23 protein-coding genes are annotated in these 21,238 nt (G+C 62.2%); 7 read left to right on the forward strand and 16 right to left on the reverse strand.

Annotated features, from left to right (window positions below):
• The 3 genes from U1A24_RS07335 to U1A24_RS07345 all read right to left on the reverse strand — a co-directional run.
• On the reverse strand, positions 1–205 hold a 205-nt coding region (locus U1A24_RS07335; RefSeq protein WP_322321326.1), incomplete at its 3' end, for a GTP-binding protein.
• 113 nt (positions 206–318) lie between these two features.
• Entirely contained in the window at positions 319–888 is a 570-nt protein-coding gene (locus U1A24_RS07340; protein ID WP_322321327.1) for a hypothetical protein, read from the reverse strand.
• Between the two features lie 2 nt (positions 889–890).
• On the reverse strand, positions 891–1,631 hold the full coding sequence (locus tag U1A24_RS07345; protein ID WP_322321328.1) for a hypothetical protein: 741 nt from the start codon (positions 1,629–1,631) through the stop codon (positions 891–893).
• 90 nt (positions 1,632–1,721) lie between these two features.
• Here U1A24_RS07345 and U1A24_RS07350 point away from each other — a divergent pair, with 90 nt between their 5' ends.
• Positions 1,722–2,030, forward strand: coding sequence for a hypothetical protein (locus U1A24_RS07350; RefSeq protein ID WP_322321329.1), 309 nt, complete (start codon positions 1,722–1,724; stop codon positions 2,028–2,030).
• Positions 2,031–2,166: 136 nt separating this feature from the next.
• Here U1A24_RS07350 and U1A24_RS07355 read toward each other — a convergent pair whose 3' ends face one another.
• Positions 2,167–3,048 carry a PhzF family phenazine biosynthesis protein gene (locus U1A24_RS07355; RefSeq protein WP_322321330.1) on the reverse strand — a complete coding sequence of 294 codons (882 nt, stop codon included), beginning with the start codon at positions 3,046–3,048 and terminating at the stop codon, positions 2,167–2,169.
• A 150-nt stretch (positions 3,049–3,198) separates the two neighbouring features.
• Between U1A24_RS07355 and U1A24_RS07360 the strand changes: the two genes are divergently transcribed.
• Genes U1A24_RS07360 through U1A24_RS07370 form a run of 3 tightly spaced genes read left to right on the forward strand, consistent with a single transcriptional unit; the run spans position 3,199 to position 5,225 of the window.
• A complete protein-coding gene (locus tag U1A24_RS07360) occupies positions 3,199–4,554 on the forward strand; it encodes a cytochrome P450 (RefSeq protein ID WP_322321331.1) in 1,356 nt (451 codons plus the stop codon).
• Positions 4,555–4,612: 58 nt separating this feature from the next.
• Positions 4,613–4,741 (forward strand): hypothetical protein, encoded by a 129-nt coding sequence (locus U1A24_RS07365; RefSeq protein ID WP_322321332.1) that lies wholly within the window; start codon positions 4,613–4,615, stop codon positions 4,739–4,741.
• A 1-nt stretch (position 4,742) separates the two neighbouring features.
• Positions 4,743–5,225 (forward strand): RidA family protein, encoded by a 483-nt coding sequence (locus U1A24_RS07370; RefSeq protein WP_322321333.1) that lies wholly within the window; start codon positions 4,743–4,745, stop codon positions 5,223–5,225.
• Here U1A24_RS07370 and U1A24_RS07375 read toward each other — a convergent pair.
• From U1A24_RS07375 to U1A24_RS07395, 5 genes are all read right to left on the reverse strand, one after another.
• Positions 5,222–5,983 (reverse strand): NYN domain-containing protein, encoded by a 762-nt coding sequence (locus U1A24_RS07375; RefSeq protein ID WP_322321334.1) that lies wholly within the window; start codon positions 5,981–5,983, stop codon positions 5,222–5,224. The genes U1A24_RS07370 and U1A24_RS07375 overlap by 4 nt on opposite strands.
• 185 nt (positions 5,984–6,168) lie before the next feature.
• Positions 6,169–7,716: an acetolactate synthase large subunit gene (locus tag U1A24_RS07380; RefSeq protein WP_322321335.1), complete on the reverse strand. Its 1,548-nt coding sequence runs from the start codon at positions 7,714–7,716 to the stop codon at positions 6,169–6,171.
• 60 nt (positions 7,717–7,776) lie between these two features.
• Complete coding sequence (locus U1A24_RS07385) at positions 7,777–8,247, reverse strand: YbaK/EbsC family protein (protein ID WP_322321336.1); 471 nt, start codon at positions 8,245–8,247, stop codon at positions 7,777–7,779.
• Positions 8,248–8,451: 204 nt separating this feature from the next.
• Entirely contained in the window at positions 8,452–8,829 is a 378-nt protein-coding gene (locus U1A24_RS07390; protein WP_322321337.1) for a SecDF P1 head subdomain-containing protein, read from the reverse strand.
• Positions 8,830–8,851: 22 nt separating this feature from the next.
• Positions 8,852–9,982 (reverse strand): S-(hydroxymethyl)glutathione dehydrogenase/class III alcohol dehydrogenase, encoded by a 1,131-nt coding sequence (locus U1A24_RS07395; protein WP_322321338.1) that lies wholly within the window; start codon positions 9,980–9,982, stop codon positions 8,852–8,854.
• A gap of 211 nt (positions 9,983–10,193) precedes the next feature.
• On the opposite strand from U1A24_RS07395, the gene U1A24_RS07400 reads away from it, so the two are divergent.
• On the forward strand, positions 10,194–10,478 hold the full coding sequence (locus U1A24_RS07400) for an I78 family peptidase inhibitor (RefSeq protein ID WP_322321339.1): 285 nt from the start codon (positions 10,194–10,196) through the stop codon (positions 10,476–10,478).
• 19 nt (positions 10,479–10,497) lie between these two features.
• Positions 10,498–10,782: an I78 family peptidase inhibitor gene (locus tag U1A24_RS07405; RefSeq protein ID WP_322321340.1), complete on the forward strand. Its 285-nt coding sequence runs from the start codon at positions 10,498–10,500 to the stop codon at positions 10,780–10,782.
• A 42-nt stretch (positions 10,783–10,824) separates the two neighbouring features.
• On the opposite strand, the gene U1A24_RS07410 is transcribed toward U1A24_RS07405, so the two are convergent.
• The 7 genes from U1A24_RS07410 to U1A24_RS07440 all read right to left on the reverse strand — a co-directional run bounded on the left by U1A24_RS07410 (position 10,825) and on the right by U1A24_RS07440 (position 19,379).
• The gene (locus U1A24_RS07410) at positions 10,825–11,268 is read right to left on the reverse strand and encodes a c-type cytochrome (protein WP_322321341.1); all 444 of its coding nucleotides are present in this window, start codon (positions 11,266–11,268) and stop codon (positions 10,825–10,827) included.
• Between the two features lie 595 nt (positions 11,269–11,863).
• A complete protein-coding gene (locus U1A24_RS07415; RefSeq protein WP_322321342.1) occupies positions 11,864–13,096 on the reverse strand; it encodes a lytic murein transglycosylase in 1,233 nt (410 codons plus the stop codon).
• A gap of 9 nt (positions 13,097–13,105) precedes the next feature.
• Positions 13,106–15,352, reverse strand: a complete 2,247-nt coding sequence (rnr, locus tag U1A24_RS07420; RefSeq protein WP_322321343.1) for a ribonuclease R — start codon at positions 15,350–15,352, stop codon at positions 13,106–13,108.
• A 43-nt stretch (positions 15,353–15,395) separates the two neighbouring features.
• Positions 15,396–16,547, reverse strand: a complete 1,152-nt coding sequence (locus U1A24_RS07425) for a TIGR03862 family flavoprotein (RefSeq protein WP_322321344.1) — start codon at positions 16,545–16,547, stop codon at positions 15,396–15,398.
• The gene (locus tag U1A24_RS07430) at positions 16,547–17,881 is read right to left on the reverse strand and encodes a mechanosensitive ion channel family protein (protein WP_322321345.1); all 1,335 of its coding nucleotides are present in this window, start codon (positions 17,879–17,881) and stop codon (positions 16,547–16,549) included. The genes U1A24_RS07425 and U1A24_RS07430 overlap by 1 nt, the downstream gene beginning before the upstream one ends.
• 152 nt (positions 17,882–18,033) lie before the next feature.
• Positions 18,034–18,636, reverse strand: coding sequence for an enoyl-CoA hydratase/isomerase family protein (locus U1A24_RS07435; RefSeq protein WP_322321346.1), 603 nt, complete (start codon positions 18,634–18,636; stop codon positions 18,034–18,036).
• The gene (locus U1A24_RS07440) at positions 18,633–19,379 is read right to left on the reverse strand and encodes an SDR family oxidoreductase (protein WP_322321347.1); all 747 of its coding nucleotides are present in this window, start codon (positions 19,377–19,379) and stop codon (positions 18,633–18,635) included. Before U1A24_RS07440 ends, U1A24_RS07435 begins: the two co-directional genes overlap by 4 nt.
• Positions 19,380–19,504: 125 nt before the next feature.
• Between U1A24_RS07440 and U1A24_RS07445 the strand changes: the two genes are divergently transcribed.
• Positions 19,505–21,022 (forward strand): DUF2125 domain-containing protein, encoded by a 1,518-nt coding sequence (locus tag U1A24_RS07445; RefSeq protein ID WP_322321348.1) that lies wholly within the window; start codon positions 19,505–19,507, stop codon positions 21,020–21,022.
• Positions 21,023–21,238 lie beyond the last annotated feature (216 nt).

Below are 21,238 nucleotides of genomic sequence, written 5' to 3' on the forward strand. Positions count from 1 at the left end.
CTTCGGTTTCGTATTCGACGTGCGCGGTCGAAATCGTGATGCCACGCGCGCGCTCTTCCGGAGCACCGTCGATTTGGTCGTAGGCGCGGAATTCACCAAAGTATTTGGTGATCGCTGCCGTCAAAGTGGTCTTGCCGTGGTCAACGTGGCCAATCGTGCCGATGTTGACGTGCGGTTTGTTCCGTTCAAACTTTGCCTTTGCCATGGTCGGGGCGCCCTATCTTTGCGGGCCCAGGAAGCAGGCCCAATCTACACGGGCGGGCACTTAACCGTCTGGCAAAAGAAAATCAAGGGGCGCAGGCGCATCCACTGCCCAGATTAGCGGGCGACTTTTGCGCGGCCTGCTTTGGCGGCGGGGCTGTCGGCGGCGACTTCAACCGCCCGGCGCGGCGACAGACGCACCCGCACATTCATCGCAAAGCTTTCAATCGTCTGGAGATAGTCATCCTTGGCGGTGGGGGCGACCACGGCACCAATCGGGCCGCCGACACGAAAGCGCTGCGAAGTCGCGAACACCTCGGTCGGGGCAACGATCTGCCGACCGGTGGCGGCATCGGTCACGGTGAGCGTGCCTTTCACATAGCTCGCCCCGCCCAGCATCAATTCCTGCATCCGCGACATCAGCCGCACTTCTTTCACCGTCACGGTCACATCGGCGTTGCCCTGTGGCGTCACCCGCAGCTGGCGTTGCAAAGCCTGCGTCAGATCGGCGTTGATCTGCGCGGCTGGCACATCGAACGCCATCTTGCGCCCGGCCACGCCCGAGATCGCCGCAGTATCAACCGTGACAGTGCGCACGATCAGATTGGCCGCAGCCTGATCCTCCAGCATATGTGGCGTGCAGCCCAACAGGGCCAGAAAACTCAGCAAAATAACGCAGAGACGCATGATTACGGCGTCCCGGTTGCTGGCACCAGGATGGTCGGAATCGGCAGCACAGGTGCCGGTTTCGCCGGTGTCTTGGCAGGCTTGGGCGCAACTTTAGCAGGCTTTGGCGTTACCACGATCACGGGAGCGGGCTCTACCGGTGCCGCAGGGGTGGTTGCGGCAGGGATAGCTGGGGCAGGCGTTGCCGCCGCAGCGGCTTTGCCTTTTGCGGGCAGGCCAAACCATTCAGGATTGTCCAGCAACCACTTCTCCACCGATTTCGCGGCGTTGTAGGACAGAATCTCCATCTGCTTTTTCTTGTTCTGCGTCACGCCGGAACCGATCACGGTTTCCGCCGACATATGCTCGAAGATCGTCAGTTGCTTGCCTTCGGGGTTCAGCTTTTTGCGCGCGGCGTCGTCCCAGATATTGGCGGTCACAACCAGCACCGATTTCGGCTTCAGCACCAAAGGCACGCCCGGAGGGGCCAGCGCATAGCCGTCGATGGAAATCCCGATGTTGTAAAGCTTGTCGCCCTCGTAGCGGCCAAAGCGGTCATCCACCGCCTTCTTGATCGCCGCTTCCCAATCTTCCTTGCTGGCATCGCGCGAGATCGGCACCTTTTGCACGTTATCCGCGACGGCAATATTCAGACCCAGCCGGAAATCCCCCAAGGGCACCGGCGGCTCTTTCAGATCATTGGTCTGGCAGGCGGCCAGCGCGGTCAGACCCAGTCCCAAAGCAAACAAACGAAGCACACGCATGAACGATTCCCTTTGGGGCAGATGGCATTGCTTTTTGGGATAGCGGGGCTTTGTACGCAAAGCAACCGCAAGCGCAGCGACGGGGAACCGTTGTCTCGCGAAGACGTTGCCAAAGGGCAGACGACACATCTGCGTAATGCGATGGAGGGTGTGATGTTCCCGTATCTGCGCTTGATCTTGGTGCTTCTTTGGGTGGCCTGCACGGCCGGGGTCGTCTTGATCGCGGGGCTCTCGCTAGGCTTTGTATCGCTGGCAACATTTGCTTGGGCCGGGGTGATCGGGATCGTGTTGGGCGTGCCCGCAGGATTGCTGAACTGGGCTTACCTTCGCCCGCGTCGCTCGCGGCAGATTGGTTGGAACTGGCGGATCGCAGACTGGGTGCGTGACACGAAAATTTGATCAGCTTGCCTGCAAACATTGCTGCGCAACCGCAACTACCAATACTTAGTCTGCCCACCTTCATCGTCGCGGAGCACGACACCACCGCCCCCATTCTATGTTGGGTGCTTTGCCTCTGCACCTGCAATCCCGAGGGTCAGACTGAAGCCCGCGCCGAGGCGCAAGCCCGCTCGGCGACCGTGCCGCCATCGTGGCGGATATCGCGCGTTGCCCCTCCTACCCGCACGCCATCGCCCTTTTGCCCGGTCACGGTGACGTGGAGCAGCGAGGGCGCGCCCATATCCTCGCCTTGACGGATGGTAAAGCTGCCAGCGCCCCGACCCAGATCGACCAGCAAACCACCCAAGGCCGCCGCCGCCGCACCCGTGGCGGGGTCTTCCACCACGCCGCCCACCGCAAACGCGTTGCGAGCGACAAAACTGTCGGCATCTTCGCGGCAAAGCAGGCTGATCGTGGTCAGGCCCTCGCGCTGCATCAGCGCCAGCGTCGGCGCAAAATCGTAGTGCATCGCCGCAAGGGTCGCGCGGTTGTGCAGCGTCAGCACAGCATGGGTGGCCCCGGCATGCGCCAGATGTGGCGGCAGATTGAGGTCAAGATCGGCCGCGCTCAGCCCAAACTGCCGCAGCAGATCCGCCTGCAACGCCGGGGGCATCGGCTTGGACCATGTCGGCGGCGAGGTCAGCACCGCCTGCCACCCGGCATCACTCACTGTCGCCTCAACCGAAATCCGCGCCTGCGACGTTTGCAGATCATAGCGCCCCGCGCCAAACCGCTGCCCCAAGGCACAACCCAGCGCGATGGTGGCATGGCCGCAAAACGCCACCTCGGATTCGGGGGCGAAGTAGCGCACCTGCCACAGATCGCCGTCGCGGGCGGCAAAGGCGGTTTCCGAATAGCCGACCTCGCGCGCCACCCGTTGCATGTCCGCCTGCGATGGCAAGGCATCGCCAATAACCACCCCCGCCGGGTTTCCGCCCTGATCGCCCAAAGCAAAAGCTGCAATCCGGTCTATCTGCATCACGTCCCCGCTTGGTCCATCGAAGACCGCAATCTGCCAGACGCCCCCTGCCCCGACAAATTCCGATTTGTGGGCTTAGCTATCATGCGCCCGAATGTCCCCTTTGCCACTGGTCCCCCCCGGCCTATCTTCTGTGCAAAGGAGACCAACATGTCCCATTCCGTCGCCAATCCTGCGCGCGTCCCGCTTGGCAGCACGCCGCTGGGTATCTTGGGTTCTCTGAAAGCCGCCCGACGCAATGTGCTGGAGCTGATCCCCGAAGCCGCCACCCATGCGCCGATCCTGTCCGGCACCACGGGAAAGCGCTGGCATATGGTGATGGACCCGGATGCGTTGCGCCATATCCTGCGCGACCGGGTGAATGATTACCCGAAATCACTGGTGACCAAGCTGATCCTTGGCCCTGCCATCGGCGAAAGCCTGTTCGTGGCGGAAGGCGAGCATTGGATGTGGCAGCGCCGCGCCGCAGCCCCGGTGTTCACTCATCGCAATGTCGCGGCTTTGGCCCCGGTGATGACCCACGCAGCCGAGCGGTCCGCCGCTCGTATTGCCGCGAGTGTAGGGCGCGGTGCGGATATGTTTGCCGAAATGGTGACGGCGACGTTCGAGGTGATCTCCGACGTGACCTTCTCGGGCGGTGCTGGCTTTGACCGCGCCTCGGTGCACAAGGCGATTGAAACCTATATCGGGCAGACCGCCAAAATCTCCTTGCTCGACATCCTTGGTGCCCCCGCTTGGGTGCCCCGCCCCGGTCGCATGGTGGCCAGCAGTGGTATCCGCGATATGAAACGCGTGGCAGACCTTGCCATCGACCAGCGTCGCAGCGACGGCGCAAAGCCCACGCCGGACCTGCTCGACCTGCTCCTGAAGGCCGAAGACCCCACCAGTCAGCGCCAAATGTCCACCGCCGAGTTGCGTGATAACCTACTGACCTTCATCGTCGCGGGGCACGAGACCACCGCCCTCACCCTGTCATGGGCACTTTACCTCTGCGCCTTCGCCCCCGAAATCCAAGCTGAAGCCCGCACCGAGGCGCAAGCCACGCTAGGCAACCGTGCCGCCACAGTGGCTGATATACCGAACCTCGCCCTCACCCGCCGCATCGTCGATGAAGCCCTGCGGATGTATCCCCCGGCCGCCTTCCTGTCGCGCACAGCGCAAACCGCTGACACCCTGCTGGGTCGCGAAGTCCGCCGCGGTGACACCATCATCCTGCCGATCTACGCCCTGCACCGCCACCACGCGCTGTGGGAAGACCCCGATGCCTTCAACCCCACCCGCTTTGCCGACCCCCGCGCTATTGATCGCTTCGCCTATCTGCCGTTCGGCGACGGCCCGCGCATCTGCATTGGTGCCTCTTTCGCGCTGCAAGAGGCGGTGATCATCCTCGCCACCCTGCTCGCCCGCTTCAAATTCAGCCGCATCCCCGGCCGCGACCCGAAGCCGGTGATGATCCTGACCCTGCGCCCCGAAGGCGGCGTCTGGCTGCACGTCGATCCGGCTTGAGGCTTGCCAAACCCCAGCTCCGTCACGATAGTTTCCGAAACCGCGCCGGAGCCTTGCGATGAAAGCCCTGATCCCGACTGCCTTTCGCACCACGCCCAACCTGCCTGAGCGCGGCATCGTCTATGGCCTCACTGATGCGCTGTTCAAGACCCCCCAAGAGATTACCCGCAAATTGATCGGAGGCTAAGATGCAACCCGAAGCTATGGCCCTGCACATGGGCCTGGATCTGCCCGACTTTGACAAAATCGGCTATTACGGTGCCGACTATGGCACGATGAAACCCTATCACCGGATTGGTTCGCTGCTGTTTTTGTCGGGTCATGTCGCGCAAATCGGCACCCAGATCACCCACAAGGGCCGTTTGGGGCAGAACCTGACCACCGAACAAGGCTATGCCGCTGCCCGCCAGACCGGGCTGAACGTGCTGGGCGGCATCCGGCAGGCCGTGGGGTCATTGGATAAAGTGAAATCCATCGTCCGCACGCTGAACTTCGTGGTTTGCACGCCCGAATACGAAGACGTGCACAAGGTGTCTTCCGGCATGTCCGACCTGTTCGTCGAAGTCTTCGGTCGCGACATTGGCCTCGGCGGCCGCGCCACCATCGGCATCATGGCGCTGGCAAATGGCGTGTGCTTTGAAACTTGGGCGACGGTGGAAATCGCGGACTAAGCCTTGTCGCGCACCTTCATCGCGTTGTTCTGGCCCTGAAACACCTCAAACCGCCCGGTCTTGCGCAAGAGATCCGAAAGTTTGGCCGAGCCATACGACCGCGGGTCAAAGTCAGGATGCAGTTGGGTGATCACCTGCCCCAACTGCCCCAACGAGTAGTCATCCTGATCCGGGTCGATCTTCTTCATCGCATCGCTGATCAGCGGAATCGCCTGCGCCGCCGATTGCTTGCCAGTCGCCACCGGCTCGCTGCGCGTCGGGTCGGGCTTACCCGGCTTGACTTCCAACGCGTCGACACCGCTGACGATGTTCTCAATGAATACAAACCGATTGCAGACCTTCCGCAAGCTGTCCGGCGTCTTCGACTCGCCAATCCCGATCACCTGCAAACCATCCTCACGGATACGGCTCGCCAACCGGGTGAAATCGCTGTCCGACGACACCAGCACAAAACCATCGACCTTGCCCGCGTGCAGAATATCCATCGCGTCAATCACCAGCCCAATATCGCTGGCATTCTTGCCTTTGGTGTTGGCCGATTGCTGATGCATCACCAACCCCAGATCGCGCGCGGCTTCCTTCCACTGCGTCAAGGCCTGAGACGACCAATCGCCATACACCCGGCGCAGCGACGGGTCGCCAAAGCTGGCAATCTCATCCAGAATCGCCACTGCATTGCGCGCAGGCACGTTATCGGCGTCGATCAAAACCGCCAACCGAGGCGTCCGCCCGGCAATCGTCGTCATGTTGGCTGACATGGGCACCCTCGCTTTTCTTTGGTGATGCCCGAAAAAACCGCGGGCGGATAGGGCAAACTGCCAAGCAAGCAAACCCTAAAACTTGCCTAAAATCTGGTTTCATCTTGGCAGAAATAGTCCATGGGGTTTGATTTCCTTTTCGGGAGATCAGGTGGGGGGTGTGCCCCCCTGCCGCAGCTTGCCAATCAGCACACCACCTCAATCAAGAACGGCCCACGTTTGGCCATCGCCCCGGCAAAGGCGCTGACAAACTCATCCGCCGTCGTGGCCCGCACCGCCGCCACGCCATGGCCCTGCGCCAAAGCCACCCAATCCAGCGACGGCTCCACCATGTCAAACATCCGCGTCACATTGCGGCCCACATCTGCGACGCCGACATTCACCAACTCGCCATGCAGGATTTTGTAGGTACGGTTGGCGAAGATCACCACGCAGACATCCAGGCCCTCGCGCGCCATCGTCCACAACGATTGCAGCGTATACATCGCTGATCCATCGCCCGACAAAGCCAGCACCTTGCGCTCGGGGCACGCCACCGCCGCCCCCACCGCCGCAGGCAGGCATTGTCCAATCGCCCCGCCCATCGTCACCAGCACATCATGGCCGCGCGCGCCGACCATCGGCAGGCCCACAGGTTGGCCCGAGGTGATCGCCTCATTCACAACAACCATATCTTCCGGCATCAGATGCGCAATCGCTTGGCCGACTTTCTCAAGGCTCATCGCCCCCGAAGGCAGCGCGGGCAAAGTCAGCGCCTGAAACGTCTCGGCTGGCAGATCCTCCGACGCCCCCAGTTCCCGCGCAATCTCGTGCAACGCCCAAGCGTAATCCATGTCGATGGAGCACAACTCGATCACCCGACACTCCGGCGATTCCGGTAGGCTCGGCTTGCCCGGATAGGCGAAAAACGCGGTGGGCCGCTGCGTGCCGCACAACACCAGCACCGACTTATCCGCGAGGATGCCGACATTGGTATCCACCTCATAAGCCAGCCGCTGCATCTTGACCGACCCCGCCCCCCGACGCGACCGCGCCGAGAAAAACGGAGCCATCAGCGTGCAGCCCGAAGCCCGCGAAATCCGCGCCGCCACCTGCCCCAGATCGCTATAAAGCGCCGCGCCATCCACCATCAACGCCGCCCCCGGCAGCATCAGCGCCCGCGCCGCCGCCTGCACATCCTCTGCCCGAGGCCGCCGCAACGCAGGCGGAGCCGCCGCCACCGCAGGCTCCAATGCCTCCTCCCAAGCCGTATTGGCAGGCAGGATCAACGTTGCGATCTGCCCATTGGCGGACCGCGCCGCTTGCACCGCCGCCGCCCCATCTACCGCCACATCCGGGGCCGAAGCGGAAACCCGCGTCCAATGCGAAATCGCCTGAGAAATCCCAACCGTGTCGCCTTTGAGCGGACTTTCATGCTTCAAATGGTAACTCGCATGATCGCCCATCACGTTGACAATGCCCGACTGCGCCTTGCGGGCGTTGTGCAGGTTGGCAAAGGCGTTGCCGAAGCCAGGCGCGAGATGCAGCAAAGTCGCCGCCACCCGCCCCGACATCCGGTAATAGCCATCCGCCGCCCCCGACACCCCGCCCTCAAACAAGCACAGGATGCAGCGCATTTCGGGATGGCGATCCAGTGCCGCCACGAAATGCATCTCAGACGTGCCGGGATTGGCAAAGCAAACCTCTACATCCGAGGCCAGCAGCGTTTTCACCAGACTTTCGGCACCGTTCATCGTGATCCTCCCAATACTGCCGCCAATCTGCACGGGCGGGCGGGGAGGTTCAACCCGAACTCAGGCGATCAGCGCCGCTGCTTGCGCGCCCAAACTGGCCAACGCCTGATCGGGCGCGATCCCCAGCAGCAGCCCACGCTGGCCGGCGTTGATCCAGACCTTCGCCGCGCCGCAAACCGAGGCTTCAATCGCCACCGGAACCGCGCGTTTCGATCCAAACGGGCTGATGCCGCCGACGCGGTAGCCGGTCAACTTCTCGGCCTTCACCGGCGGCATCATTGCCGCCGCCTTGCCGTGGAACGCCGTCGCGACCTTTTTCATCGACAGCTGCCGATCTGAAGGGATCACGCAGCAGGCGGGCTTGCCGTCCACCTCGACCATCAGGGTTTTCAGGGTGAGGTTCGGGTCCAGCCCGAGCGCCGCTGCGGCGGCGAGGCCGACCGCCTCGGCATCCGGGTCGTAGCTGTAGGGGTGCAGGGTGAAAGCGATCCCTTTGCTTTCGAGAAACTTCACCCCCGGAGTCGCGGCCATCGGCTTGCCTTTTGGTAGGTGGTCCCAACTCGGGACCAATATTTTGCTTTTTGTTTTAACGGGTTGACTATGATTTTTTAAGGAAGTTTTAACACTTTCAAGCCAAATCACCCACCGAAGCATAGGCAGTTTCATGCCGGGCGGGAAGGTTTGCTTACAGTCTGGTGTGCTTTCATCCCGCCAAAGCGCTTGCTGTTCAGTCCCTCAGTTCAGGCACATTTTCTTCGCCAGAGCAGCATGCGCGGCATGGACCGTCTGATACTCGCCGCTCAGCATGAACCTGCCGTTAGAGATTTGCGATTGCAGCGCGGGCTCGGCCACCAGCTTGCCACAGACCTTGATGGCCATCATCTGACCCTGCGGATTTTGGGTGAAGTCTGCCATCCGCGCCGTCCACGCGGCAATCAACGTGACGTCCAGCGCATCCAGATCGCTGTAGTCTTTGCGCAGCGTCACCGAGGCAATCGCTTCGGGCGGCATTTCCAAGGTCTGCCCGCCCAGCTCAAAGCTGAGAAACGGTGCCCCCTCTGCAAAGACGGGGCACACGGGTTGCAACAGGGTGATCAGGGCAAGGGCGCGCAAATTCAACGCCTTGCCCATTGGATCAATACACCACCACCGCGCGGATGCTCTCGCCGGAATGCATCAGATCGAAGCCCTTGTTGATATCCTCCAGCGGCAGGATATGGGTGATCAGGCTGTCGATCTCGATCCGGCCTTCCATATACCAATCGACGATTTTCGGAACATCGGTGCGGCCGCGCGCGCCACCAAAGGCGGTGCCTTTCCAGACCCGACCCGTCACCAGTTGGAACGGGCGGGTTTCAATCACAGCACCCGCAGGGGCGACGCCGATGATGATCGACTGACCCCAGCCGCGATGGGTGCATTCCAGCGCATCGCGCATGACTTTGACATTGCCAGTGCAATCAAACGAGTAATCCGCGCCGCCGATCTTATCAAACGGGGTCTTGGTCAGATCGACAATCGCCTGCACCACCGAGCCTTCGATTTCCTTCGGGTTGATGAAATGCGTCATCCCGAATTTCTCGCCCCAAGCCTTCTTGTCGTTGTTCAGATCGACGCCGATGATCATCCGCGCGCCGGCCATTTTCAGGCCCTGAATGACGTTCAGACCAATGCCACCAAGGCCAAACACCACGGCGGTGGCGTCATGTTCGACCTTGGCGGTGTTCAGCACCGCGCCGATGCCGGTGGTAACCCCGCAGCCGATGTAGCAGATTTTGTCAAACGGCGCGTCGTCGCGCACTTTCGCCAGCGCGATTTCCGGCACAACCGTGTGGTTGGCGAAGGTCGAGCAGCCCATGTAATGGTGGATCGGGGTACCATCCAGCATTGAGAACCGGCTGGTGCCATCCGGCATCAACCCCTGCCCCTGCGTCGCCCGAATGGCGGTGCAGAGGTTGGTTTTCTGGCTGAGGCAGCTGGGGCATTCGCGGCATTCCGGCGTGTAAAGCGGGATGACATGATCACCGACTTTCAGCGATTTCACACCGGGGCCGACCGCGATCACCACGCCCGCGCCTTCATGGCCCAGGATCGCCGGGAACAGGGCTTCGGGGTCCGCGCCCGACAGAGTGTATTCGTCGGTGTGGCAGATGCCGGTGGCCTTGATCTCAACCAGAACCTCGCCCTCTTTCGGGTCGGCGAGGTTGACCTCCATGATTTCAAGCGGTTTGCCTGCGGCAATGGCGACGGCTGCACGGGTGCGCATGGGGGGTCCTCCGAGGGGAATTGGGCAGATGAATTTTGCGTCAAACTGGGCCACCCTGCGAAAAATTGCAACGCTGGAAACGACCTGTTTCGGGTTGTTGCCGCATTGGTGGTTGCTGCGACGGCGTGGGGCGGGCTAAGACTGCGGGATAATTTGCAGGAAGTTCCGCGCGCATATGGTTGCCTTGTTTTCCCCTTTGCTGCGCCGGAACATGCTGGGTATTCTGGCTGCGGCCTGCCTTGCGGCTTGTGCGATCGGCGGGCAGGTGCGGATGGGGCCAGTATCAAAAATGCTGAAACCGCAGCCCGATCTGTGCGGTGCTGCCGCGCTGATCGACGTGGTGGGCCAGCCGTTTACGCTACTTGCGGATCATGCGCTGGCAGGCCCGCTGCGGATATTGTGGCCTGGGCAAGAAATCACCGATGAAGTGGTGCCAAACCGGCTGAATGCAGAAGTGACTAACGATCAGCTGATCCTGCGGCTATCCTGCGGGTAGTCAATTCAAAGGTGACCCAATGCGTTTCTCGCCCCTGTTGCTTGTCCTGCCGCTTGCCCTGATGGGATGCGTGCCCGAACCCACACCGCCGGTGATCGACCCTTCGCCCGTGGAAGACGCCTGTGGCGCCAGCGGCTTGCAGTATCTGGTCGGGCAATCGGCCAGAAAGCTGGAAGTCATGCGTTTTGCCACGACCGTGCGGATCATCCGCCCCGGCATGGCGGTGACGATGGATTATTCCGCCGAGCGGCTGAATATCCATGTCAATGCTGCCGAGATGATAGCACAGATCACCTGCGGCTAGGGACTGGGTCGCCGGACCATGTCCGGCGACCCGTTTTATGCCTTAGTTGCTCGCGACGCGGTAGGTGGTGTGGCAATCCTTGCAGGCACCACCAATCGCGCCCATCCCGGCCTTGATGCCGTCTGCCGAACTGGCATCCAACGCGGTCGCGGCCGTGCCCAGAGCCGTCGCTTTCACGACGAAATCATCCCAGTTGGTCCAGATTTCCGGCTTGGCCTCTGACGCCGGGTCGCTGCCCGCCTTTTCAAACTTCACCGCAATATCGGCCGATCCGGCAATCAGCTTGGCTTTGGCGGCTTCGGCGGCGGCAGCGTCAAACGCCACCTCACCCGAGGCCATCCCGCCCAAGGTTTTGGCCGCACCGCCGAAGGATTTCATCAGATCTTTCTGGGCGATCACCAAGGGATCGGTGGCCTCGACTTCGGCAAAGGCGATGCCTGCGAACAGGGTCAGTGCGGTGGCTAGGGCTTTGGTGGCTAAACGCATGGGTGGACTCCGGGTTGAGACTAGGGGTTCAGTATAGTCAACGCTTTCAGGACGGGAACAGACTTTGGTCTGACTGGGCGGAAATGAGTGCCTTGATCTGATCAGGAACAGAGGCCGCCTCGGGGCCCATCGAGGGCCCGCTCGGCGGCGCTGCCGGGGAAGCAGCGTCAAACCGCGTGCAGGGCGGTGGCGGTGTGTTTGAGTATTTTCCAAAGAGCAACTCGGCTTAGGGAAGCTCAGATTTGCACGCGGGCAAAAGGATCGAAAATCGCATTCGCGTGAAGCGGAAGCGCGTGGGGTCTGTTTCGAAACACGCCGACAGTGCGCCTTAACGAAAATTTAACGCAAAGCCGCGAGACTGAAGCTGCGGTACAGGGAGGAGTCCCGATGACCGTAAAGAGCAAGTCGTCCCGGCCCGCCTGCATAGCTTCCAGCGGATCGGACCGGTGCCGCGTGGCTGGGGCGCGATCTTTGCGTTGCTCTTTCTCAAATACTCAAATTCAACATCTCGGCCCCGCACACGATTCCGCACCTGTCCCCGGCAGCGCCGCCGAGCGGGCCCTCGATGGGCCCCGAGGCGGCACCCCGGTTCCGGTCACCGCAGGGCTTGCAGGATCTCAAGGCTTGGGTAGCCGTCCGGCACCAGCCCATGCTTGCGTTGGAAGGCTTTCACCGCAGCGACGGTCAGCGGGCCGACTTTGCCATCGGCTGTGCCGGCATAGACGCCTGCGGTCAGCAGCAGCGATTGCATTTCGCGGCGTTCCTCCAGCGTCAGCGCGCGCAGATCGCGCGGCCAGCTGGCCTTGAACGCAGCGCCGCCTGCGATGCGGTCGGCGAGATGGCCTACGGCGATGACATAGCTGTCGGCTTTGTTATAGGTCTCAATCGCGGCGAAATTGTCGTAGACCAGAAAGGCCGGGCCGCGCGCCCCTGCGGGCAGCAGCAGCGCGGCCCAACCTGTCGCGGGCAACGGCGTTGCATCAGGTCGCGTGACACCCAGTTCAGCCCAAGTGCTCAACGGCTTTTGCGTGCGATCCCCGGCCAAGCCATAGTCAAAGCCTGCGGGCAAGCGCACCTCATCGCCCCAGCGTTCGCCGGTTTTCCAGCCTGCATTGGCCAAATAGGCGGCGGCAGAGGCCAAGGCATCGCTCGGATCATCGCCCCAGATATCGGGCTTGCCGGGGCCGTCAAACTTCACCGCCAGCTTGAGATAGGACGAGGGCATGAACTGGGTATGCCCCATCGCTCCGGCCCAGCTTCCCACCATCGCGGCAGGTTTCACCACGCCCGATTGCAGGATTTGCAGCGCGGCAATCAACTCGGCCTCAAAGAACGCAGCCCGCCTTGTGTCATAGGCGAGCGTCGCCAAGGCGCTGGGTGTGTCAATGTCGCCGCGCACCAGACCATAGGCGCTTTCCAGCCCCCAGATCGCCAGAACCACATGTTTGTCCACGCCATAGCGCGCTTCAATCTGATCCAGCAGCGGGCCATGCGCCCGCAACGCCTTTTGCCCGGCCACGATGCGATCTTCCGACACGGCTTTGTCGAGGTAATCCCAGATCGTCTTGGTGAACTCATCCTGCTTGCGATCGCGCTCTATGACATTGGGTAGAAACGCCACCCCCGGCATCACCTGATCAAAGGTGGCCGAGGAAATCCCCGCCGCCAAGGCCCGGCCGCGAAAGCCTGTCATCCACGCCTGCAATCCGGCCGCGCTGCCGTTTTCGATCACCTCACCCGCCCCCGCTTCTGTCCCGATCTGATCAGCCTCTTGCGCCAGTGCGGCCCCCGCCATCAGCGCAAAGCTTAAGATAACACCGCGCAACATCGCCCTGCCCTACCGCCGCTTGCGCGTGACTTTGCGCTGGGTCGCGGCATCTTTCGCGGCAAACTTGCCCGGTTTGCGCGGCTGATAGCGCCCCGGTTTCGCCCGGCCTGTCGGCAGGGTGGCCCCCTCGATGCTCAGCAGGTCAAGCACGATGCCGCCGGTCATCGGCGTGGCCTCGGCAAGCCGCACCGTCACCCGCAGACCGATGCCGATTTCAACCCCGGTGTCAGACCCCACCAGCATCTGCCGATCCGCATCGTAGTGGAAATACTCGCGCCCGACCGAGCGGATCGGCACCAGCCCATCCGCCCCGGTTTCGTCCAGCTTCACGAACAGCCCAAACCGCTGCACGCCGGAAATCCGCCCGGCAAATTCATTGCCGACCCGTTCCGACAGGAAGGCCGCAAGGTAGCGGTCGTTGGTATCGCGTTCCGCCACCATCGAGCGGCGCTCGGTGTCGGAAATCATCTTGGCGGTCTCATTCAGGTTCTCGATATCCCAGATCGACAAACCATCCTCGCCCCAGCCATGCGCCGAAATCAGCGCGCGGTGCACGATCAGATCGGAATAGCGCCGGATCGGTGAGGTGAAATGCGCGTAGTTGCGCAGGGCCAGCCCGAAATGCCCGAAATTCTGCGCGTTGTAGTAGGCTTGCGTCATAGAGCGCAGGGTCGAGATGTTCATCAACTCGTCAAATTCGGTGTCCTGCGCCTGCGCCAGCAGCCGGTTGAGATGCGCAGTTTTCAGCACCTGGCCTTTTGCCAAGGTAAAGCCCGACGCCTCGGCCACTTCGCGCAGGGATTCCAGCTTGTCGGGCGAGGGTTCCTCATGCACGCGGAACAGCAAGGGCCGTTTCAGCGCCACCAATTCCTCAGTAGCGGCGACATTGGCGAGGATCATACATTCCTCGATCAGCTTATGCGCATCGAAGCGGGCCTTGAAGGCGACCGAGGTGACCTTACCATCGTCGGAAAGCTCGATCTTGCGCTCGGGCAGTTCCAGATCCAGTGGTTGCCGCAGGGCGCGGGCCTTTTTCAAGGCATCATAGGCGGCGTAAAGCGTGGTCAGGATCGGCAGCAGCGGTTCGGTGACGGCATCGGGCCGCCCGTCAATCGCATCCTGCACTTGGCCGTAATGCAATGATCCTTGCGAGCGCATCAGGCCACGGGTGAAGCGGTGGCTCAGCTTCTGGCCATGCGCGTCGATCCGCATTTGCACGGCAAGGCAAGCCCGATCCACATGCTCATGCAGCGAACACAGATCGCCCGACAGCACATCCGGCAGCATCGGCACCACGCGGTCGGGGAAATAGGTCGAGTTGCCACGCTTGCGGGCCTCACGGTCCAGCGCGGAATTGGGGCGGACGTAATAGGCCACATCGGCGATGGCGACCCAGATCAGAAAGCCGCCGGGGTTTTTCGGATCGGGATCAGCCTCGGCAAAGACCGCATCGTCGCGGTCGCGGGCATCAATCGGGTCGATGGTGACAAGCGGCAACAGCCGCAGGTCTTCGCGTTTGCCCAAGGGTGCCGGTTGCGCCGCATCGGCTTCGGCGATCACCGCATCGGGGAATTGATCGGGGATGCCGTGCTGGTGGATGGCGATCAGGCTGACGGCGCGCGGGCCGTTGGGGTCGCCGAGCCGCGCGGTGATGCGGGCTTGCGGCAGGCCAAGGCGCTTGGGGCCAACCTGCTCTGCCTCAACCAGCTCGCCATCGCGGGCATCAAAGGTGTGATCGCGGGCGACCTTCCATTCCTTATCAACGCCTTTGTCGATGGGAACAATCCGGCCACCTTCGGCAGTGCTGCGGAAAACCCCCAGCAGTTTCAGAGGGTTTGAGCCCAAGGCCCGGATCAGCCGCGCCTGATAGCCGTAATCCTGTCCGCCCACAGGTGCCAGCCGTGCAAGGATCTTCATGCCGCCCGCCAAGGCCGGATCGCCCTTTTGCGGTATGATCAGAATGCGCGGCGGGGTGTCGCCTGCATCAGCCTCCAAAGGCTGCGCGAACAGATCGCCGTTGCTGTCAGGTGGCAGCACCAGCAGCACCGACACGGGGGGCAGCGCGCCGGGTTCGCGGTAGCGACGCTCTTTCTTCTCGATGCCGCCTTCGGCTTCGAGTTCCTTCAGCATCCGCTTCAGATCAATCCGCGCATCGCCTTTGATGCCAAAGGCTTTGGCAAGGTCGCGCTTTCCGGTCAGGCCGGGGTTCTCAAGGATCCACTGACGGATCTGGTCTTTTGTGGGCAAGTTGTTCATATCTTGCCCCTAGCACGAGACGGCCCGCGCCGAAAGACCGCCGTTACGCGACAGGCCGCGCTCCGGCAGCTTTACCCGCCCAGCGCCCGGTTGCCGCAACCCCGGTCAGCAGATAGCCCCCGGTCGGGGCCTCCCAATCCAGCATTTCGCCGCAGACGAACATGCCTGGGATGGCTTTGAGTTCCAGACCCTCCGTCACCGCCGATTGCTTGACGCCTCCAGCCACCGAGATCGCTTCATCCAGCGGGCGCGGACCGGCCAGTTTCATCGGCAGCGACTTCACGGCGGCGACTGCCTCCAGCCCGCGGCCAAATTCCATCACCAAGCCGACAGCGGCGGGCGACAAGCCCAGCTTGCGCAGGCGGTTTGCCAAGGTTTCACCGGGTTTCATCCGCGAAAGCCGCGCCACAATCTCATCGCCCGACACATCTGCCATCAGGTCCAGCCGCAACGCAGCCCCCTCGCGCAAGGCACGGCTGACCGCATAAACCCCACCGCCCTCGATCCCCTTGGCCGAGATGACAAACTCGCCGCGTTCGCGCGCATCGCCGACCAGCAGGGCCGCGCCTTTGATCGCGGTGCCGAAGAATTTCGCCATATGCGGCGTCCAATCCACCGCGAAGCCCATGTTCGCGGGCTGCCACGGCGCAATCTCGACGCCCTTTTCAGCCAACCAAGGCACCCAAGCCGCATCCGACCCGAGCCGCGCCCAAGACGCACCGCCCAAGGCCAGAACCGTTACTGCTGGCTTCAATACCTGCGCGCCCTCTGGCGTCTCAAACGCCAGCGCATCACCGTCAAACCCCGCCCAGCGCCAGCGCGACCGCAGCTCCACGCCCGCGCCCTCCAGCCGCTTCAGCCATGCCCGCAGCACCGGCGAGGCTTTCATCGAACGCGGAAACACCCGCCCGGTCGATCCGGTAAACACCTCTTGCCCCAAGGCGCGCGCCCAGATGATCATCTCACGCGGGCCAAATTCCGCCAGCATCGGGCGCAGCCATTCCGTGCGATATTCCGCGATGAACGAACTGCGGTCCTCATCCTTGGTGATGTTCAGGCCCGACTTGCCCGCCATCAGAAACTTGCGCGCCGGGCTGGGTTTGGCCTCACAGACCACCACCTTATGCCCCGCCCGCGCGAGTTCTTCCGCCGCCATCAGACCCGCTGGCCCCGCGCCAATCACCAAAGCATCCATTAGACATTTCCTTTGGGCATCACGCCCTTAATTTCCGCATTCTTGATTTCAATGATGCGGTGCGGGTAAGGCATCGCAATTCCTTCGGCTTTCAGCGCGTTCCAGATCGCGAACAGCACCACCGAGCCGTATTTGTTCTTGCCATCGTCTATACCGTTCACCCAGTATTCCACCGCAAAATCGACGCTGCTTTCACCAAAGCCGCGCAATTCGCAATCTGGGCCATCGGGGCTTTCCAGCACAAACGGCAAAGCCCGCACCGCCGCCTCGATCACCTCGGGCACGCGGTTGATATCAGTGTCATAGCCCACCGAAAACACCGCCTCATAGCGGTTGGCGCTGCCCGCGTCCGAGTAATTCACCACCCGCGTGGTGACAAAATGCTCGTTCGGCACGACGATCCATTTGCCGTCAAAGGTTTCCAGCACGCAGGCCCGCGCGGTCATCTTGACGATGGTTCCACGCTCGCCGCCGTCGAGTTCGACATAATCGCCCACCGTGGTCTGGCCTTCGATCAGCAGGATGATCCCCGACACAAAATTCGCCGCAATCTGCTGCAAGCCCAGCCCGATGCCGACACCCAACGCACCACCAAGCAAGGCCACGGCGGTCAGATCAATCCCCATGATGCTCATCAGCAGCAGGAAGGCGGCACCGAAAATCGCCACCTCGGTCGCCTTCACCGCCAATTCGCGGGTGGCGGGGCGGAGTTCTTCCTGTTTCTTGATGTAATCGGCGGATTGGCGGTTTGACCACGACCCAAGCCAGAATAGCAAGCCGCCCGCAATCAGCCCGCGGATCAGCGCCATCACCGAAAACCGGATATTGCCCAGCGCGATGATGGTTTCTTCCAGCCGCAGCGAAATGTCATCCAGCAGTCCCACCGCATACAGCGCCGCGACGGGAACCAGCACATATTTGCCCAGCAATTTCAGGAACGGATCGCGCAGCACTTGGCTTACGAACAACCGCGCGGCAAGGAAGAAAAACACCCGCTTGCCGAAGGCAATCACATCGCCCGAACCGAACAGTGACCGCGTGACTTCCTCGCCCAAGGCGGTGAAGCCATAGGCCAGCACCGGCATCAGCAATGGCAAAAACCGCAAGGCAAAGCGCAGGGTGGTGGCGATCAGGCTGTCTTTGTCGCCGGGGTCCAGCACGCGCTGCGCCAAAGGCGCGATGCGGCGCGCGGCATAGATCGCCGCAAACACCGCCAGCGCCAGCAAGGCAAACTGCGACCATGCGGCAGGCGAGAGCAGCCAGCCTTGGGCCACGTCTCCGGCCTGATTAAGCCAGCCCATCAGGTTGGTGACGAATTCCGACTGCTGTTCCATACCAAGACCCCCGCTTTACCCCCCTCCAGTGTCAAAGAAACATGGGTAAAACAAGCCTGCCCGAACGTCGCGTGGCCTTGAAGCGCTGCGCTGCGGCGGCGCTACAGACGATTTCTGCGCAGAAATCGTGCCGGAATTCGCGCGAATTCCGCCTAGCCGATCAGCCGCTTGATCGCACTGGCATGGCCGGGAATGGCCGCCAGCACATCCGTGGCCAAGGCACGGGCGATTGGGATCAGATCCTCTGGCGCGCAGATCCGGTCGATCAGGCCCCAGGCCAGCGCCTCATCCGCCTCGATCTTCGCGCCCGCCATCAGGATCAGCTTGGCCCGCGCAGGACCGACCAGCGCCACCAGCCGCCCAGGATCGGCGGGTTGCGGCAGATAGCCCAAGCGCATCACCGGGTAGAAAAACTTCGCCCCCGGCACAGCAAGCCGCAAATCGCAGGCCAAAGCCATGCCCATCGCGCCCCCCGCGAGCGTGCCGTTCAGCGCCGCAATCGTCAGTCCGGGCAGGCTGGCAATGCGGTTGGACACCGCGTCCCAGATCGGATCGGTGGCAAGCCCCGCGCGCGCCTCGTCCAGATCAGCGCCCGCCGAGAACACCCGGCCTTCCCCGGTCAGGATCAGCACCTGCGGCGGATCTTCCAGTGCCGCCAGCAGATCCGCCAGCATCGCGCGGCTCAAAGCATTGGCCTTGTCGGGGCGCTGCAAGGTCAGCAACAGCAACCCGCCTTCGCGTGCGATGCCGATCATGCGATCAGCCCGACCGCGCGGCGCACCGCCTCGTCGCGCAACGATACATCGCGGCCCAGATAGCCATCCGCCGCGGCCCCACACATCCAGACCAGACACTTCGCGGGCCAATCCGCCGGGATATGCACCGCGAAATCGAGCTGGCTGACCGGATTGACGCCGCTCGCCTTGATCTTCACCTGCATCTCGGTCGCCACTGTGCCGGGAGACATCCCCAGCGCCCGGATGCCGTGTGCTGCTTCCTCCAGATGCGCCACGCGGGTCAGCATCAACGCCCCCGCCTTGCTGGCACAATAGCCGCCCCAGCCCTCCAGCGGGTTCACCGCAGCGCCGGAGGACACGTTGATGATCGTCCCCGCCCCTTGCGCCTTCATCAAAGGCAAAGCCGCGCGCATACCGTGGAACACGCCCTTCAGGTTGATATCAATCGCCGCGCTAAACGCCTCTGCCCCAGCGTCCGCCAATCGGGCAATCGGCTCAATCACGCCTGCGTTGTTGATCAGCACATCCAGCCGCCCGAACCGCGCCACCACCGCCGCCAATGCCGCCTGCACGTCGGCTGCATCCGCCACATCACAGCGCCGCGCCATCGCCTGCGGGCCGATCTCAGCCGCCAAAGCCGAAATCTCGGCCTCGGACCGCGCCAGCAGCGCCACCGACGCCCCCGCGCCCGCAAACGCCCGCGCCGCAGCGGCCCCTATGCCGCGGCTGGCCCCCGTGATCACCACAACCTTGCCCTGCATTTCCGCCTCCTTCACGCCCAGATGACAATTCCGTTTATCCAAAACCGCGCCGAACGGAAAGCCTTGACCCTGCCTGCACTTAGACAGATGCTTATGGGCGATATTTCCATCCGAAAGGCTTCATTATGAAACACTGGAAACTTGCGGGCAGCACCGCAGCCTTGGCCCTTTTTGCAGGAACCAGCGCATTTGCCGATGTAACGCCCGAAGAAGTCTGGCAAAACTGGCAGGACATGAGCGCCTCTGCGGGCCAGACCATCACCGCAGCCAGTGCCGAGCGTGACGGTGACACCTTGGTCGTCGAAGGCGTGACGATCAGCTATGATCAGGACGGCACCTCGTTCATCAGCACGATTGACCAGATTGATTTCGCTGACAACGGTGATGGCAGCGTCGATGTCACCACCTCGGACAGCTATGAAATGTCGCTGAAAGCTCCGGCTGCGGCAGAGATTGACGGTGCGGTGCCGACCGATCTGAAGATCACCCTGACCCAGCCCGACATGGTTGTGACCGCCAGCGGCAGCGTTGAATCGCTCAACTATGAATTTGCTGGCCCCAGCATGACGGTGAAGGTCGAGCCCGCCGATGCCGCCGCCGAAGCGCAAGGCAACTTTGAGATCGCTTTGACCGACCTCTCGGGCAAGTATCTGGTCGAGGGCGACGAGGCCGCCAAGAAAGTCACCTCGGATTTCGCCGTCAAGACCATGACGCTGACCGGATCTGGCAAAGATGCCAGCGCGAAAACCGATGGCACCTTCACCGCGACCGTCGCCGATCTTGCAGGCAATACCAACGGCAACATCCTTGGCGCGGCAGAGATGGCCGATCTGGCCGCAGCGCTGCAAGGCGGCTTTGCGGTCAACGGCAGCTTCAGCCACGGCGCGATGACCTTCGATCTGGCGGTCACCGAAGACGACAAGCCGACCAAGATCACCGGCGGCTCGGAAGGCGGCGATATGTCGTTTGCGATGGATGCCACGCATCTGCAATTCGGCGGTGGCGGCAAGGCGTTGAACCTGACGATTGCCAGCGCCGATATCCCGTTCCCCGAGCTGAAACTCGGCTATGAGGAAACCGCGTTCAACATGCTGATGCCGGTTGGCAAAAGCGGCGCTCCGGCAGATTTCGCCTTCCTGACCAAGCTGGTTGGCTTCACCGTCTCGGATGAGGTCTGGGGCATGTTCGATCCGGCGGGCAACCTGCCGCATGATCCGGCCACGGTGATCATCGACACCAAGGGCAAGGTTACCATGACCACCGATCTGTTCGACGAGGCCGCGATGGCGGCTTTGGGCGAAGCACCTCCTGGTGATCTGAACGCGCTGGAGGTGACCGAGATCAAAGCCTCGATCGCAGGGGCCGAGCTGACCGGCGCGGGTGCCTTCACCTTTGACAACAGCGACAAGACCACCTTCCCCGGTGTGCCTTTGCCAACCGGCAAGCTGGATCTGAAGCTGGTGGGCGGCAACACGCTGCTGGATAAACTCGTCGCGATGGGCCTGATCACCAACGATGACGCGATGGGCTTCAAGATGATGGTGGCGATGTTCTCCAATGCAGCCGCCGACAAGGACGAGCTGACCTCGACGCTGGAGTTCAAGGACAAGGGCTTCTACGCCAACGGCCAGAAGCTTCAGTAATCGTTGAAGCTTCAGTAATCATTGAAGACATGGAAAGCCGCTCTGGGAAACCGGGAGCGGCTTTTTCATGCCGTAACAGATCATCTGTTAAACCCGAACCGAAAGAAAACTCTGCGGGGCAGAGTTTTCCGGTTCATTGCTCATAAGGCCAAGGGCCGTTGAGCCAGGGGTGTGATGCAGCCAACTGTCGATAGGGAAATCGGGGCGCGTCTGACT

It is taken from the genome of Cypionkella sp., from assembly GCF_034376685.1.
Lineage (GTDB): Bacteria > Pseudomonadota > Alphaproteobacteria > Rhodobacterales > Rhodobacteraceae > Cypionkella.